The sequence below is a fragment of the uncultured Tateyamaria sp. genome, assembly GCF_947488715.1.
GTDB lineage: Bacteria > Pseudomonadota > Alphaproteobacteria > Rhodobacterales > Rhodobacteraceae > Tateyamaria.
Genome location: NZ_CANLAG010000002.1, coordinates 279,037 through 293,849, shown reverse-complemented (window position 1 = coordinate 293,849; position 14,813 = coordinate 279,037). Strand labels below are relative to the sequence as shown.

The following is a 14,813-nucleotide window of genomic DNA, read 5'->3' as shown; positions in this document are numbered from 1 at the left end:
GCGAGACAATTGCGTTTTGCGCAACAGATGGAGGACAGGGCATGTTGACAAAGAAGCAGCTCGATTTGCTGGAATTCATTCACAAGCGCGTACAGCGCGACGGCGTTCCACCGAGCTTTGACGAAATGAAAGAGGCGCTGGACCTGCGGTCCAAGTCGGGCATTCACCGCCTGATCACGGCGCTGGAGGAACGCGGCTTTATCCGTCGTCTGGCGCACCGCGCCCGCGCGATTGAGGTCGTCCGCCTGCCAGAAAGCCTTGGTGGCGCACCCAGTGGATTTACCCCCAAGGTGATTGACGGCGACCGCCCCGACGCACCACCACCCGCGGGCGCTCAGCGGATCGAGACCGCGCACGCGATTGAACTGCCCGTGATGGGCCGCATCGCCGCTGGTGTGCCGATCTCTGCCATTTCCGAAGTGTCCCACTCGGTGGCCGTGCCGGGTCAGATGCTCAACGGTCAGGGTGAGCACTACGCCCTCGAAGTCAAAGGCGACTCGATGATCGACGCAGGCATCAATGACGGTGACGTCGTGGTGATCCGCGAAACCTCTGCGGTGGACAATGGCGACATCGTTGTCGCCCTGGTCGAAGATCATGAAGCCACGCTGAAACGCTACATGCGCAAAGGCGACACCATTGCACTTGAGGCGGCAAACCCCGCCTATGAGACCCGCATGTTCCCCGTGGGCCACGTCAAAGTGCAGGGCAAATTGGTCGGACTGATCCGGACCTATTGATCCAATCTGATGATGACAAAATATGAGGGCGGGCCAGTTGGTCCGCCCTTAGTCGTTCTGGCGGGCCAGTTTCTCTACACCACCTCGCAGCGACAGCACCGGCTCGGGAAACCGTGACCAGCGCGACCACATCCGGTCCCCGGCCATGTCACGTGCAGTGACCAGATGCGGCCCCTGCCCTGCATCACGAATGGCAATCGCGCCGGTCCGACGCAGCAGCTTGGGCGCCAGCACCAGACAGGGCAAAAGATCGCTGTCTGGCAGTTCGGTGTTGGCCACAACCACCTCGCCCACCGCACATCCGGTAAAGGTCGCAGCGGCACGCTTGCCGCTCAGGTGGATGACCGCCGGCCCAAGGTGCGCACGCGTGTCCCAACGGGCGGCCGCCCGTGCCTGATCCACACCGTCGCCGTCATTCTCCAACCAGTTGCGCGCCACGAACCCGCCGCCCTTTTCCTTGCTCAGCGCGCGACCTTCGGCCGTCATCACCCCAACCAAACCGCCGGTGTCCGCAATCAGCACCGCCGGTCGCGCGCCCGTCTGCCACAAACCAAGCGCCACGAGGATCGGCACAACACCGACAAACCGCGCCCGCCCCTGCCACAGGATCACAAACAGCGCCCCTACCGCCATGATTGGCAAAACCCAAGGGTTAGGTCCGGCAACAAAGCCGCGTGCGCCATCCAGACCGGACACAAAATCTGCAACCCACAGGATCCACTGCAATCCCAACCCCATGGCCCACAGGCCCACCGCCTCTGCCCCGACCGGGGCCAACACCAGCGCCAGGACCGCCGCAGGGATCACCAGCGCGCCCATCAACGGCACGCTGGCGAGGTTCGCAATCAGCCCGTAATGCGCCACTGCGTTGAAATGCGCCGCACCAATGGGCGCTGTGGCGAGCCCGGCAACGCCGGATGAGATGATCACCGCCACCACGGGCTGCGCCCATTTCGGTCCGATCTTGATCTCGGCGTCGCGCATCCAGCCAAAGACCGCGACCAGGGCCGTTGTCGCTGCAAATGACATCTGAAACCCCGGCCCCATCAGCGCCTCGGGCCGCAAGGTCAGCACGATCATCGCCGCAATCGCCACTGCGCGCAGGCTCAGCGCGCGGCGGTTGATCATGATCGCACAAAGCGCCACCGCCACCATGACAAAGGCGCGCTCTGTCGCGACGTTGCCGCCCGACAACGCCAGATAGACCGACGCGGCAGCAAGCGCACCCGCCGCTGCCATTTTGCGCGCGGGCCAATACAGCGCCACACGCGGGATCAAGGCAAAGATCAACCGCAAGAGGCCAAAGACGAACCCGCTCAGCAGGCCCATATGCAGGCCCGAAATCGCCAACAGATGCGCGGTGTTCGAGGCGCGCAAATCCTGCAACGCATCCTGACTAATGCCGCTGCGATCCCCCGTTGTGACCGCCGCGGCAAAGCCACCCACGTCGCCCGGCAAAACGGCACGCACCCGTGCGGATGCCGTCATACGGATGCGGAACACGGCTTGGCGCAGGTCAAATTCCGCCGCGCTGATGGCCACAAGGGGCACACGTGTGTATCCAACTGCACCCAACCGGGCAAACCACGCGTGGCGTTGAAAATCGAAACCACCCGGCTCCACCGGCCCGCCCGGCGCGCTCAGATGTCCGGTGGTCATAACGCGCAGGCCTGGTTCCGGCGTCACACCCAACGTCGCATCACCGTGCAGCGATATGCGCACCCTGTGCGGCGTGTTTTCGGGGGCCACGCGGTCCAGTTTGACGTGATCCAGTGTCAGGCGGATGGCATCAGATCCGCTACGATCCATACCCACAATCCGCCCCTCGACCGGCCCGTAATAGCGCCAGTCGATCACCGGCCCCGCCACATGGTGGGCGCGCACCGCCGCCAGTACAAACCCCAGTGCGATCATCGCCGTACAGACGCACACCGGGGAAATCCGTTCATCCAACCGCCACGCCAGCGCCGCGCAGGCGAACACGCCCACACCGACACCGGCAATCCACGCGCCCGGCGGCTCCGCTGGCATGGCAAAGAACAGGCCAATCCCCACAGCCATCGCCACCGGCAACCATCCAAACAGGTTGCCGCGTTGATGCAGTAACACCTCTGAAACGCGGCGCACAAGGCCCATGCTTGCCCCTGTCGTCCTTGGTGAGTATCAGGAGGCGAAATCCTAGAACCATCGTGGTTAAGCAAAGGTAAATAGGCCCCAATGACCCAACCCGTCGTCACCCGTTTCGCGCCCTCTCCCACGGGCTTTCTGCACATCGGGGGCGCACGCACGGCCTTGTTCAACTGGCTCTATGCCCGTGGGCGCAGCGGCACCTTCCTGCTCCGGATCGAGGACACGGACCGCGCGCGCTCCACACCCGAGGCGACGCAGGCCATCCTCGATGGCATGGCATGGCTGGGCCTCGACCACGACGGCGACGTCATCAGCCAGTTCGACCGCGCCGACCGCCATGCAGAGGTGGCCAACCAACTGCTGTCTGAAGGCAAGGCCTACAAGTGCTTTGCAACCCAGGACGAAATCGCCGCCTTTCGGGACGCCGCACGGGCCGAGGGCAAATCCACCCTCTTCCGCTCGCCCTGGCGTGACGCGCCTGAAGACACGCACCCCGACGCCCCTTTCGTGGTGCGGATCAAGGCGCCACAAGACGGCGAGACCGTGATCCGTGACGAGGTGCAGGGCGATGTGACCATCCGCAACGACCAATTGGACGACATGGTCATGCTGCGCGCCGATGGCACACCGGTCTACATGTTGGCCGTGGTGGTGGATGATCACGACATGGGCGTCACCCATGTGATCCGCGGCGACGACCACCTCAACAACGCCGCGCGCCAGATGATGATCTACAACGCGATGGGCTGGGACGTGCCGGTCTGGGCGCACATTCCGCTGATCCACGGCGCCGATGGCAAGAAATTGTCGAAACGCCACGGCGCACTGGGCGCGCAGGAATATCAGGCAATGGGCTATCCTGCGGCGGGCATGCGCAACTATCTCGCCCGTCTGGGCTGGAGCCACGGCGACGACGAATTCTTTAGCGATGCGCAAGCGCGCGACTGGTTCGATCTGGGCGGCATCGGAAAAAGTCCCGCGCGGTTCGACGTCAAAAAGCTGGAAAACCTCTGCGGGCAGCACATGGCGCAAGCGGACGATGCCGCATTGCAGCGCGAAATCATCGCATTTCTGGCCGCAGCCGCCCTGCCCGAGATCACAATTTCACAGCAGGACGCATTGTTGGCGGCGCTGCCCTACGTAAAGGAACGCGCCAAGACATTCCCGGAACTCCTTGAAAAGGCTCACTTTGCGCTGACGGAGCGCCCAATTTCGCCGGATGAAAAAGCATCAAAGGCGCTGGATACGGTATCCCGTGGTATACTGGCGCAATTGACGCCGCATCTGCAAACCGTTAGTTGGGACCGTGACACTCTGGAGGCGGTCCTGAACGATTTTGCTGCGGCACAGGACACGAAATTCGGCAAGCTGGCTGGCCCGCTCAGGGCGGCACTCGCAGGTCGGGCCGTAACGCCTTCTGTCTTTGACATGATGCTGGTCCTGGGGCGCAAAGAATCCCTTGCCAGGCTCGAGGATGCTGCCACCTGACGGGGTTCATAATTCGTTCATGGTGCGCAGTCTAACGAAGTGGTCATTGCACATGCAGTGACCCGCGGCGGGCCTGCCCGCCCCGCGACGAAAGGAACGACCCTTATGGCTGACGCACCCAAATCCGCAACGCTGACGATCGGCGACGATTCATACGACCTGCCCATTCATTCGCCAACCGCGGGCCCCGACGTCGTAGACATCCGCAAACTCTATGGCCAGGCGGGGGTGTTCACCTATGACCCCGGCTTCACATCAACGGCCAGCTGCGACAGCACGATCACCTTTATCGACGGTGGCAAAGGCGTGCTGTTGCACCGCGGCTATCCCATTGATCAACTTGCGGAAAAGTCTCACTACCTCGAGGTGTGCTACCTGCTGCTCTACGGTGAACTGCCGTCCGCCACACAGCTCGAAGAGTTCGAAAACCTGGTGACAAACCACACCATGCTGCACGAGCAAATGGTGTACTTCTATCGTGGTTTCCGCCGTGATGCGCACCCAATGGCGATCATGACCGGCGTTGTTGGCGCAATGTCCGCGTTCTACCACGACAGCACCGACATCCATGACGCGCACCAGCGCGAGGTCGCCTCGATCCGCCTGATCGCCAAAATGCCGACCATTGCCGCCTGGGCCTACAAGTTCTCGATCGGCCAGCCGTTCGTCTATCCGCGCAACGATCTGGACTATGCGTCGAACTTCCTGCGCATGTGCTTTGCCGTCCCCGCCGAGGATTACGAGGTCAACCCGATCCTGTCCCGCGCCATGGACCGCATCTTTACCCTGCACGCGGACCACGAACAGAACGCATCGACCTCGACCGTGCGTCTGGCCTCGTCCTCGGGTGCCAACCCGTTTGCCTGTATCGCCGCTGGTATCGCTTGCCTCTGGGGCCCTGCCCACGGTGGTGCAAACCAGGCTTGCCTCGAGATGCTCAAGGAAATCGGCACCGTTGACCGCATCCCCGAGTTCATCGCCCGCGCCAAGGACAAGGAAGACCCGTTCCGCCTGATGGGCTTTGGCCACCGCGTCTACAAGAATTTCGACCCGCGCGCGACCGTGATGAAACAGTCCGCTGACGAAGTGCTGGAACTGCTTGGTGTCGAAAACAACCCGGTCCTGCAAGTGGCCAAGGAACTGGAAAAAGCGGCTCTGGAAGATCCGTATTTCGCCGAGAAAAAGCTGTTCCCGAACGTCGACTTCTACTCGGGCATCATCCTCGAAGCGATGGGCTTCCCCACATCCATGTTCACACCGATCTTTGCCCTGTCCCGTACCGTGGGCTGGATCTCGCAGTGGAAGGAAATGATCGGCGACCCACAGAACAAGATCGGCCGCCCGCGCCAGCTTTATCTGGGCGAAACTGCGCGCGACTACGTGGACATCGAAAAACGCTGATCCGCGCACATCACGATCCCGAAATGCGTCGCTTGCAAAAGCGGCGCATTTTTTGTGTCGACTCGCTGGTGCCACTGTTTCCAAATCCGGGAAAATCAACCGGAAGTCGAGTAACTACTTATAATTTGGGGATAATTTTACCATCCAGCGGTTGCAAACTTGACAGGGGCAGACGCACAAGCAGACAATATGGCTTGCTTTGTTTGTTTTGGATCCGGGGGGACCACCATGCTTTTTTTGCTATCGCTTTTTCCTGCTTTATTTGCGGGCTCATTGACACCGGACGAGGACTTCGATGACCAGATCGGAGCTGAAGACGAAAACGGCAAGACCCTGATCGGCACCATCGGCCCGGATGCGATCACCGGCACGGATGGCAATGACGACATCATCGGTCTGCTGGGTGACGACACGCTCGACGGCACCGCTGGCGACGACGTGCTCCAGGGTCTCAACGGTGACGACCTGCTAATCGGCGGCATAGGCAACGACGCCATGCAGGGCCGCGGCGACGACGACACCCTCCAGGGCTTTGACGGCGACGACTGGGTTGACGGCAACGACGGTTCGGACGTGGTGCGTGGTGGCGTTGGCTCCGACGTTGTGATCGGCGGCATGGGCGAGGACATCGTCAACGGCCGCAGCGGCGACGACGTCGTTGTCGGCGGCGAATTCAACGCCGACCCTCTGTCCACCGCTGAACTGGGCGTTTTGCGCGACGGCGGCACAATCAACGACATCTTTGTGGACGGAACCCCACCCGTCGCCGAGCTGCGCGACGACGGCGCCGCAGACCAGCTCTTGGGCGGCGAAGGGTCGGACCTGCTGATTGCCGGCGCCGGTGACGAGGTGACAGGTGGCCGCGAACTCGACGCCTTTGCCATCATCGCCGACAATGGCGACAGCGATCTGGGCCCCGCAACCATCACCGACTTTAACAAACCCAACGGCGAGGCCATCGCGCTCTACTTCCGCGCGGATGAGACCGTGGATGAGGACGCCATCAGCGTCGCGGACGAAGACGGCGATGCGCTGGTGTCCTATGACGGCGAGGTTCTGGCCCGCGTCACTGGCGCGGCTGGCACGCTCACCGCAGACGACATCGAAATCCTGCAACCCGAAGACCCCTCCACCACGCCCGTGATTGACGGCACAGAGAGCGACGACAACATTGTTGGCACAGCGGCTGACGAAATCATCAACGGCCTCGGCGAAGAAGACGTGATCGAAGGCCGCGCAGGCAACGACACGATCAGTGGCGGTGACGGCTCGGATATTGTTCAGGGTCAGGCCGGTTTTGACGTGATCACAGGCAACGCCGACAACGACTACCTTCAGGGCCGTGGCGGCGATGACACCCTGTCCGGCAACCAGGGCTTTGACTGGGTTGACGGCAATGACGGCGACGACCGCGTCAACGGCGGCCTTCAGGCTGACACGGTGATCGGCGGCACCGGCGCTGACCTGCTGTCCGGGGGTGAAGGCAACGACGTCGTCATGGGCGGCGAGCTTTTGGCCGATCCACTGACCACGTCGCAGCTGACACAGGTGCGCAATGGTGAAGAGTTGGATGATTTGGTGCCCGGCGTCGGTGACACGTTCACACCCTTCGATGACAGCGGCAGCAGTGACACGCTGGATGGCGGCAACGGCGACGATCTGTTGATCTTTGGCCAGAACGACATCGCCTCGGGCGGCGCAGGGGAGGACACCTTTGCAATCCTCGGCCAAACCGACGCGACCGGTGTCGCGCAAATCACCGACTACAGCGCGGCGGATGACAGCATTGTCGTGGTGGACACACAGGCCAGTGCAAACCCACAGATCGTTGTCGATGCATCGGGCGCCGACGCGCTTGTGTTCCTGAACGGCGCGCAGATCGCAACGGTGACCGGTGCCGCAGCCACGCTGACGGCCGCAAACGTCACGGTTGTGACGGAACTCGACACGTCACTGGTCGATCCAAACAGCTGATGCGAAACACGCGCGCGGCGGGCCACTGGCCCGCCCGCACTGTCCGCCGCGCCTAGCGCCCTTCGAAATTCGGCTTACGCTTTTCGACAAAGGCCAGAACGCCCTCGCGGAAATCACGGCTCTGACCGCAATCGCCTTGCTCGGACGCCTCTGTCTCCAGCTGTGCATCCAAATCATTTTCCCAGCTTGCCCGGATCACCCGTTTCGCCGCAGCAAAGGCCTTGGTCGGACCGGTGGCCAGATGCATGGCGCGGGCATTCCAATGCGCATCAAAGTCTTTTTCCGGCACCGCTTCCCAGATCATGCCCCAGGCATCCGCCTGCTGCGCCGTGATCTTGTCCGCAAAGAGCGCCGCCCCCATCGCCTTGGCCATGCCCATCGTGCGCGGCATCACATAGGTGCCGCCCGCGTCAGGGATCAGACCAATGCGCGTAAAGGCTTGCAGGAAATACGCCTTTTCCGACGCAATCACCACGTCACAGGCCAGTGCCAGATTGGCGCCTGCCCCTGCCGCGGCCCCGTTTACCGCCGCAATGGTCGGCACCGGACAGGCGACAATAGCGTTCAGCATGGGCGTATATTCGTCCCGCAGCGTCCGCTCCAGATCGAGGTCCGACGCATTGGCGCGGTCGCCCAGGTCCTGCCCTGAGCAAAAGGCGCGTCCCGCCCCGGTCAGCACAACAACGCGCGCGGTCTTGCCTGCGTGGGTCACGGCCACTTCGATCTCGGCGCGCATCTGGGTGGTCAGCGCATTCATCACATCTGGCCGGTTCAGCGTGATCACCGCCATGCCGTCCGTCATCGAATATGTCAGGGTCTCGTACTTCATCGCGGGCCTCCGCATTGGGTTCCCGTCCTGAATATCAAACCGTTTAGTTTAGAAAAGCCCCGACGCGCCGTCAGTCGTCCAAAATCTCGCGCAAACGCCGGGATTCCTCGGCGCTGAGTGCCGCATCTTCTGCGGCGGGCGTTGTGCTGCGCCCTCGGACATAGAAAAACCCGACACCTGCCGCGAGCAAAAACATGAGCGGCCCCGCCGCCCACAGCATCCAGTTCGACCCGGACGCCCGCGGCGTCATCAGCACAAACTCACCATAACGCTCGACAAAGAAATCAACGATCTGGTCATGGGTCTGCCCCGCAGCCACCTGCTCCCGGATCACCCGGCGGGTGTCCACGGCCCATTGCGCGTTCGATGAGGCAACCGATTCCGACTGGCACACCACACAGCGCAGCGCATGATCCAACGCCCGCGCCTGCGCCTCCAGCGCCGGATCATCCAGCATCTCGGACGGATCCAGCGCCAGCGCCACCGACGCCAGCACAAACCACATCGCTGCCGCCAGCCGCATCATTCCGCAGGCACCGCCGCTGTCTTGCGCGCACCAACCGCCACACGGAACCGCCGGTCACTCAGGCTCAACAGCCCCCCCAGCGCCATCAACGTGCATCCAATCCAGATCCAGTTGGTCAGCGGCTTAATATAGGTCCGCACCGCCCACCCTCCGTTGGCCTGCGCATCCCCAATCACCACATAAACATCGCGCGCCAGATCATAGTCGATCGCCGCCTCCGTTGTGGGCATCTGCGCCACCGGATAAATCCGCTTTTCAGGCCGCAGGTCCGCAATCTCACGCCCGCCCTTGGCCAGCGTGATCTCGGCCACCGTCGCCAGGTAATTCGGCCCCTCGACGTCATTCACCGCATTCAACGTCAGATCATAGCCGCCCACGTTGAACGTCTCGCCAATCTGCGCCACGCGGATGTCCTCGGATTGCCACGAGGTCAGCCCCGCCACCCCCAGCATCGTAATGCCGAGGCCAGCATGCGCCACCGCCTTGCCCCAATCGGCACGCGGCAAGCGGAACAGACGGCCCGCGTTAAACCGCTGGCCGGTACGCGACGCGATATCCACCGCCGCCCCCATGACCAGCCACGCACCCAGAAACGCGCCCATCGGCCCGATCAGACTGCGCCCCGTCTGCAACGCCCAGGCCAAACCGCCAAAGGCAATTGCCGCCAAAAACACATAGCGCAGCGGCCAGGCCGCCTTGGCCACGCTACCACGCTTCCACGGCATCATCGCGCCCACGGGCAGGATCAGCCCCAGCACCACCATGAACGGCGTAAACGCCATGTTGAAAAACGGCGGCCCCACACTCAGCTTACGGTCAAAGAACATCTCCGCCACCAGCGGCCACATCGTCCCGACAAAAACGACAAAACAGCTCACCGCAAGCAGCAGATTGTTGGCCACCAGCGCGCTCTCGCGGCTGACCATGCCAAACACACCGCGCGCTTCCATCGTACCGGCGCGCAGCGCAAACAGGATCAACGCGCCCCCCATGAAAAAGCCCATGATCATCAGGATGAACACACCGCGCTCTGGATCATTGGCAAAGGCATGCACAGATGTCAGCAACCCCGACCGCACGATAAACGTGCCAATCAGCGAAAAGCCAAAGGCCAGGATCGCCAGCAAAATGGTCCAGGATTTCAGGCTCTCACGCTTTTCCACCACGATGGCCGAATGCAGCAGCGCCGCCGCCAACAGCCACGGCATGAACGACGCATTCTCGACCGGGTCCCAGAACCAGAACCCGCCCCAACCCAACTCGTAGTAGGCCCACCAGGACCCCAGCGCGATACCGATGGTCAAAAACACCCAGGCCGCCAGCGTCCAGGGCCGCACCCAACGCCCCCAGGCCGCATCCACGCGGCCCTCGATCAACGCGGCCACGGCAAAGGAAAACGCCATGCTCAGGCCAACATAGCCCAAATACAGAAACGGCGGATGAAAGGCCAAACCGGGGTCCTGCAACAGCGGGTTCAAGTCCTGCCCGTCAAAGGGCGGCACCGCCAGACGCAAGAACGGGTTCGAGGTAAAGAGGATAAAGGCCAGAAACGCGACTCCAATCGCCCCCTGCACCGCCAGCACCCGCGCCCGCAGGCTGGGCGGCAGATTGCCCCCGAACCACGCCGCCATCGCCCCAAAAAGCGCCACGATCAGCACCCATAGCAGCATCGACCCCTCGTGGTTCCCCCAGGTGCCCGAAATCTTGTAGAGCATCGGCTTGGCCGAATGGCTGTTCAGCACCACCAGCCGCAGCGAAAAATCCGACACGATGAACGCATACATCAACGCGGCAAAGGAAAACCCGATCAGCAGAAACTGCGCCGAGGCCGCAGGCTCCGCCACGGCCATCCACCGATCATTGCGCCGCCACGCCCCCACAAGGGGCACAGTCGCCTGCAAGATCGCCACCAGAAACGCAAGAATAAGGGCAAAGTGACCAAGTTCTGTAATCATGCCCAAACTCTAGTGCACCGCCCCCGAAACGCCAATGCGACAAACGCATCGCCCCCATCACGACATCGCCAGTTGCCCGCTTCCTTTCGCCCCCAATACCTTGGGGGGAGTCCGCAAGGACGGGGGGCAAAGCCCCCCTGACAATCACGCCGCCCGTCAGGGCGTCCGCAAGATCACGAGGCGGCCATCACGCCGCACGCTGCCATGCCTCCAGCGCCGGGTTTGCGTCCGGCAGGATCGCCGCCGCCGTCAACCGCGCATCCGCCCCCGTGGCCGCAACACCCACACTGTCCGCGCGCATCTTGCGCAAGGCGGCGACGTTCTCCATCACTTGCGGCACACGGCTCATGGTGGTGACAATCTCGCGCTGGAACTGCTGCGCCTTCACCTGATGGCGCGCCCCGAAATAGAACGACACGATCACCCCCAACAACCACCACAGCGGCTCAGGCACCAGTGCGATGCCCTGCATCCGTTCCGCAAACCACAGCGGCGCGACCATGGCCGACACGAACAACCCCAGCGTCCCCAGCGCCAGCGCCGGGCGCGGCAACCGGTTCACCCCGTCCATGATACGGTCAAATACCCCCTGGCGCGGCACCATGAATTCCTGGCCGAACTCCGTCATCGCCTGGACCTGCACTTCATGCGCGCGCGCCGATCCGGCTTCCGCGTTTTCGCGGAACACTTCAACTGTGTCTTTCACAACATTTGATCCGCCGCCAAACAGCAGACCGAACATCCGCTCCATCAACCCCATGACGCAACCCTCTCCTGAAACTGCGCCGGGCTCATGTGATAGCGCGGCGTGATGAATTCCTCGGCCCGTTTGATCCAACCGCCCTTGCGACCGGCGCGGGTGCGGGCGTATTTGCGGCTCGCCGGACGGCGATCCCCGATGCGGAAATAGTAATTGCGCCGCGCAATGCCGTAGGCGTCCACCAGATGATCCGGCGCCGCCTCATGGGCCGCGCGCGCCGCCGCAATCGATTGCGGCCCAAGTGCTCCGTCCACAACACAGGCAAACCCCATCTGGGTCAGCAACCGCTGCAGGATCTTGATCGCGTTGCCACCTGCGTTGACATACATGTCAAACACCGTCGCATGCAGCGTCTGCGGCAGCTCCGCAATCAAGGGACGTTCGAAATAATGCGTGACGAAAATGTCCGTGGCCTGCGCTTGCGTCAGGCGTTTGACATCGCGCACGTCCACATCTCCGTCCCCGTCCAGGTCCAGACCCAAACGACGCATCGTGTGAATGGTGACGCCAAAATTCGTGGCCCCGCCGGGATCATCCGGGTCATTCACATAGCCACCCTCGCGGGCCACAATTTCCTTGGCAATCTCTCTGACCGTCTGCATCTCAGGCTCCCCTCGGCACAGGTCCGTTCCGTGGGGCAACACTGCTGCAATGTTGGTTAACGGGTCTTAACCCGACCGTGCGCTAGCCGTTGGGGTCCTGATAGACACCCTGTTCCTTGAGGGCATCCACCACTTCGGCAGGCATATAGGTCTCGTCATGTTTGGCAAGAATTTCAGAGGCTTCGAACACACCATTGATGTAGCGCCCGGTGCCAACCATGCCCTGATTTTCCTCAAAGAGATCCGGCAACACGCCCGTGAACACCACCGGCACAGTGGCACCCCCATCCGTCACCGCAAAGCGGATCGATTCGCCCTGCCCCCGGATCAGCGAGCCTTCGGCCACCAACCCGCCGATGCGAAACACCTCTGCGGGACCGGGTGGTTCGGCGACAATCTGGCTCGGCGCGCGGAAAAAGTTGATGCCGTCCCGCATCGCATAGCCAATCAGCGCCGTGGACAAGGCCAAGGCCACGGTGGCCAAAGCGATGATCTGGATCCGGCGCTGTTTCTTGAGGCTTTTCATGCGGTCTCGTTACGGAAAAAGCGGGGCCATCATCAGCCCCTCGGTCTCTTCAATACCTAACATCAGGTTGGCGTTTTGCAACGCCTGCCCCGATGAACCTTTTGTCAGGTTGTCCAGCGCCGCCACCACGACCACTCGACCAGGCAACCGGTCCGCCGCAACACCGATATGGCAAAAGTTCGACCCGCGAATGTGCCGTGTCGACGGCACCTCACCCAGAGGCAGCACCTCGATGAACGGCTCGCCCGCATAGGCCGCGGCCAGCGTGTCATGCACCGCCTGCGCGTCGCCCTTCACATAGGCCGTGCCCAGAATACCCCGGTTCGCCGGGATCAGATGCGGCTGGAACTGGATGCGCACGTCCCGGCCCGCCACCTTGGAAAACTCCTGATCGAACTCGCCCAGATGCCGGTGCGCCCCGCCCGTGGCATAGGCGTGATACCCCTCCGACAGCTCTGCGTGCAGCAGGTTTTCCTTGAGCGCTCGACCCGCGCCCGACACCGCCGCCTTGAGGTCCAGAATGATGTCATCCAGATCAATCACCCCCGCCGCAATCAACGGCCGCAACGCAAACTGCCCCGTCGCTGCATTGCACCCGGTGCCCGCCACCAACCGCGCGGCGCGGATCTCGCCCCGGTAAAACTCGGTCAGGCCATAAACCGCCTCGCCCTGCATCTCGACCGCCGCATGCGGGTTGCCATACCACTTCTGATACTCCGCCGGATCTTCCAGCCGGAAATCAGCCGACAGGTCCACGATCCGCAAATCGCGCGGCAGGCCGGAAATCACCTCTTGGCTCGTCTTGTGCGGCAAGGCGCAGAAACACAGGTCAATCCCCGCCCAGTCGATGGCGTCAAACGGCACCATGTCCGGCAGATCCAGATGACGCAGATGCGGATACACCTGCGACACCGGCTGACCCGCCTTGGAAAACGCGCCCAGCGCCTTGATTTGAATAGAGGAATGCCCGGCAATCAACCGGATCAGCTCAGCGCCCGTATAGCCGGAAGCGCCCAGAATTGCGATGTTATAGGTCATGTCAGTCTTCTTGAATAAGGTGTCAGATCAGGCGGCTTCGAACGTGATCTGTCGTCGCAAGAACTGCGTGGCGCGCTGGCTGACGGTCTTGGGATCGCCCGTGGTCAGGAACGCACCCGGCCCCGCGCCCATCTTGTCGGGGTGCCGCTCAAGGTAATCGGCGAGGCTCTCGCCCACCAGACCGGCCTGCGAATAGACGCTGACATTTGCGCCCAGCGCCTCTTGAAACGCCTCCTGCATCAGCGGGTAATGCGTACAGCCCAGAATGGCCGCCTGCGGCTCGGGCATCTTGCGGCGCAGCGCATCCACATGGGACCGCACCAGCGCATCGGCAAGGATCATGTCGCCGTCTTCGATGGCATCCACCACACCGCCGCAGGCCTGCGCCTCGACATCCACGCCGATGGCGCGAAACGCCAACTCGCGCTGAAACGCGCGGGACGCCACCGTTGCTGGGGTCGCAAACAGCGCCACATGCTGCACGCCCACCTCGCGCGGCGGGGAATTGTCGCCCCACTGCCGCTCGGTCAGCGCCTCGATCATCGGCACAAACACACCCAGCACCCGCTTGTCGGCAGGCACCCAGGATTCCTGCATCCGCCGCAATGCCGCCGCCGACGCCGTGTTGCAGGCCAGGATCACCAGATCACAACCCGCATCAAACAGCCGTTGCACCGCCGCACAGGTCAGATCAAAAATATCGTCCGCCGTACGCACCCCGTAAGGGGCATGGGCACTGTCCGCGAGATAGACAAACTCCACCTCCGGTAACCGCGCTTGGGCGGCGTCCAACACGGTCAGACCGCCCAGACCGGAATCGAAAATACCAACTGCCATGTTCCGC

At 62.6% G+C, this 14,813-nt stretch carries 13 protein-coding genes; 4 read left to right on the top strand and 9 right to left on the bottom strand.

Translation table 11 applies throughout. From position 1 onward, the window contains the following. Positions 1-41 precede the first annotated feature (41 nt). Positions 42-740 (top strand): transcriptional repressor LexA, encoded by a 699-nt coding sequence (lexA, locus tag Q0936_RS05715; protein ID WP_299140745.1) that lies wholly within the window; start codon positions 42-44, stop codon positions 738-740. 48 nt (positions 741-788) lie between these two features. Here the strand turns inward: lexA and Q0936_RS05710 are convergent, their stop codons facing one another. Next, positions 789-2,876 (bottom strand): ComEC/Rec2 family competence protein, encoded by a 2,088-nt coding sequence (locus tag Q0936_RS05710; protein WP_299297350.1) that lies wholly within the window; start codon positions 2,874-2,876, stop codon positions 789-791. A gap of 81 nt (positions 2,877-2,957) precedes the next feature. On the opposite strand from Q0936_RS05710, the gene gltX reads away from it, so the two are divergent. The 3 genes from gltX (at position 2,958) to Q0936_RS05695 (ending at position 7,733) form a co-directional block, all read left to right on the top strand. Beyond that, complete coding sequence (gene gltX, locus Q0936_RS05705) at positions 2,958-4,358, top strand: glutamate--tRNA ligase (RefSeq protein ID WP_299297349.1); 1,401 nt, start codon at positions 2,958-2,960, stop codon at positions 4,356-4,358. A gap of 105 nt (positions 4,359-4,463) precedes the next feature. Continuing rightward, a complete protein-coding gene (gltA, locus tag Q0936_RS05700) occupies positions 4,464-5,759 on the top strand; it encodes a citrate synthase (RefSeq protein WP_299377941.1) in 1,296 nt (431 codons plus the stop codon). 273 nt (positions 5,760-6,032) lie between these two features. Then, positions 6,033-7,733, top strand: a complete 1,701-nt coding sequence (locus Q0936_RS05695; protein ID WP_299297942.1) for a calcium-binding protein — start codon at positions 6,033-6,035, stop codon at positions 7,731-7,733. A gap of 52 nt (positions 7,734-7,785) precedes the next feature. Here the strand turns inward: Q0936_RS05695 and Q0936_RS05690 are convergent, their stop codons facing one another. The 8 genes from Q0936_RS05690 to Q0936_RS05655 all read right to left on the bottom strand — a co-directional run bounded on the left by Q0936_RS05690 (position 7,786) and on the right by Q0936_RS05655 (position 14,806). Next, positions 7,786-8,562 (bottom strand): enoyl-CoA hydratase-related protein, encoded by a 777-nt coding sequence (locus Q0936_RS05690; protein WP_299140730.1) that lies wholly within the window; start codon positions 8,560-8,562, stop codon positions 7,786-7,788. 70 nt (positions 8,563-8,632) lie between these two features. Continuing rightward, a complete protein-coding gene (locus Q0936_RS05685; RefSeq protein ID WP_299140729.1) occupies positions 8,633-9,088 on the bottom strand; it encodes a cytochrome c-type biogenesis protein in 456 nt (151 codons plus the stop codon). Then, positions 9,085-11,043: a heme lyase CcmF/NrfE family subunit gene (locus Q0936_RS05680; protein ID WP_299297940.1), complete on the bottom strand. Its 1,959-nt coding sequence runs from the start codon at positions 11,041-11,043 to the stop codon at positions 9,085-9,087. Before Q0936_RS05680 ends, Q0936_RS05685 begins: the two co-directional genes overlap by 4 nt. 187 nt (positions 11,044-11,230) lie before the next feature. Further along, complete coding sequence (locus Q0936_RS05675; RefSeq protein WP_299297939.1) at positions 11,231-11,803, bottom strand: holin family protein; 573 nt, start codon at positions 11,801-11,803, stop codon at positions 11,231-11,233. Further along, positions 11,794-12,405 (bottom strand): holin-associated N-acetylmuramidase, encoded by a 612-nt coding sequence (locus Q0936_RS05670; RefSeq protein WP_299140720.1) that lies wholly within the window; start codon positions 12,403-12,405, stop codon positions 11,794-11,796. The genes Q0936_RS05675 and Q0936_RS05670 overlap by 10 nt, the downstream gene beginning before the upstream one ends. A gap of 82 nt (positions 12,406-12,487) precedes the next feature. Further along, on the bottom strand, positions 12,488-12,931 hold the full coding sequence (gene ccmE / locus Q0936_RS05665) for a cytochrome c maturation protein CcmE (protein WP_299297937.1): 444 nt from the start codon (positions 12,929-12,931) through the stop codon (positions 12,488-12,490). Between the two features lie 9 nt (positions 12,932-12,940). Then, positions 12,941-13,969 (bottom strand): N-acetyl-gamma-glutamyl-phosphate reductase, encoded by a 1,029-nt coding sequence (argC, locus tag Q0936_RS05660; protein ID WP_299297935.1) that lies wholly within the window; start codon positions 13,967-13,969, stop codon positions 12,941-12,943. Between the two features lie 27 nt (positions 13,970-13,996). Then, positions 13,997-14,806 carry an aspartate/glutamate racemase family protein gene (locus tag Q0936_RS05655; protein WP_299297933.1) on the bottom strand — a complete coding sequence of 270 codons (810 nt, stop codon included), beginning with the start codon at positions 14,804-14,806 and terminating at the stop codon, positions 13,997-13,999. Between the last annotated feature and the right edge of the window lie 7 nt (positions 14,807-14,813).

Coding starts and splice junctions, on each gene's coding strand:
- lexA (WP_299140745.1), top strand. CDS start 42: ATGTTGACAAAGAAGCAGCTCGATTTGCTGGAATTCATTCACAAGCGC.
- Q0936_RS05710 (WP_299297350.1), bottom strand. CDS start 2,876: ATGGGCCTTGTGCGCCGCGTTTCAGAGGTGTTACTGCATCAACGCGGC.
- gltX (WP_299297349.1), top strand. CDS start 2,958: ATGACCCAACCCGTCGTCACCCGTTTCGCGCCCTCTCCCACGGGCTTT.
- gltA (WP_299377941.1), top strand. CDS start 4,464: ATGGCTGACGCACCCAAATCCGCAACGCTGACGATCGGCGACGATTCA.
- Q0936_RS05690 (WP_299140730.1), bottom strand. CDS start 8,562: ATGAAGTACGAGACCCTGACATATTCGATGACGGACGGCATGGCGGTG.
- Q0936_RS05685 (WP_299140729.1), bottom strand. CDS start 9,088: ATGATGCGGCTGGCGGCAGCGATGTGGTTTGTGCTGGCGTCGGTGGCG.
- Q0936_RS05680 (WP_299297940.1), bottom strand. CDS start 11,043: ATGATTACAGAACTTGGTCACTTTGCCCTTATTCTTGCGTTTCTGGTG.
- Q0936_RS05675 (WP_299297939.1), bottom strand. CDS start 11,803: ATGGGGTTGATGGAGCGGATGTTCGGTCTGCTGTTTGGCGGCGGATCA.
- Q0936_RS05670 (WP_299140720.1), bottom strand. CDS start 12,405: ATGCAGACGGTCAGAGAGATTGCCAAGGAAATTGTGGCCCGCGAGGGT.
- ccmE (WP_299297937.1), bottom strand. CDS start 12,931: ATGAAAAGCCTCAAGAAACAGCGCCGGATCCAGATCATCGCTTTGGCC.
- argC (WP_299297935.1), bottom strand. CDS start 13,969: ATGACCTATAACATCGCAATTCTGGGCGCTTCCGGCTATACGGGCGCT.
- Q0936_RS05655 (WP_299297933.1), bottom strand. CDS start 14,806: ATGGCAGTTGGTATTTTCGATTCCGGTCTGGGCGGTCTGACCGTGTTG.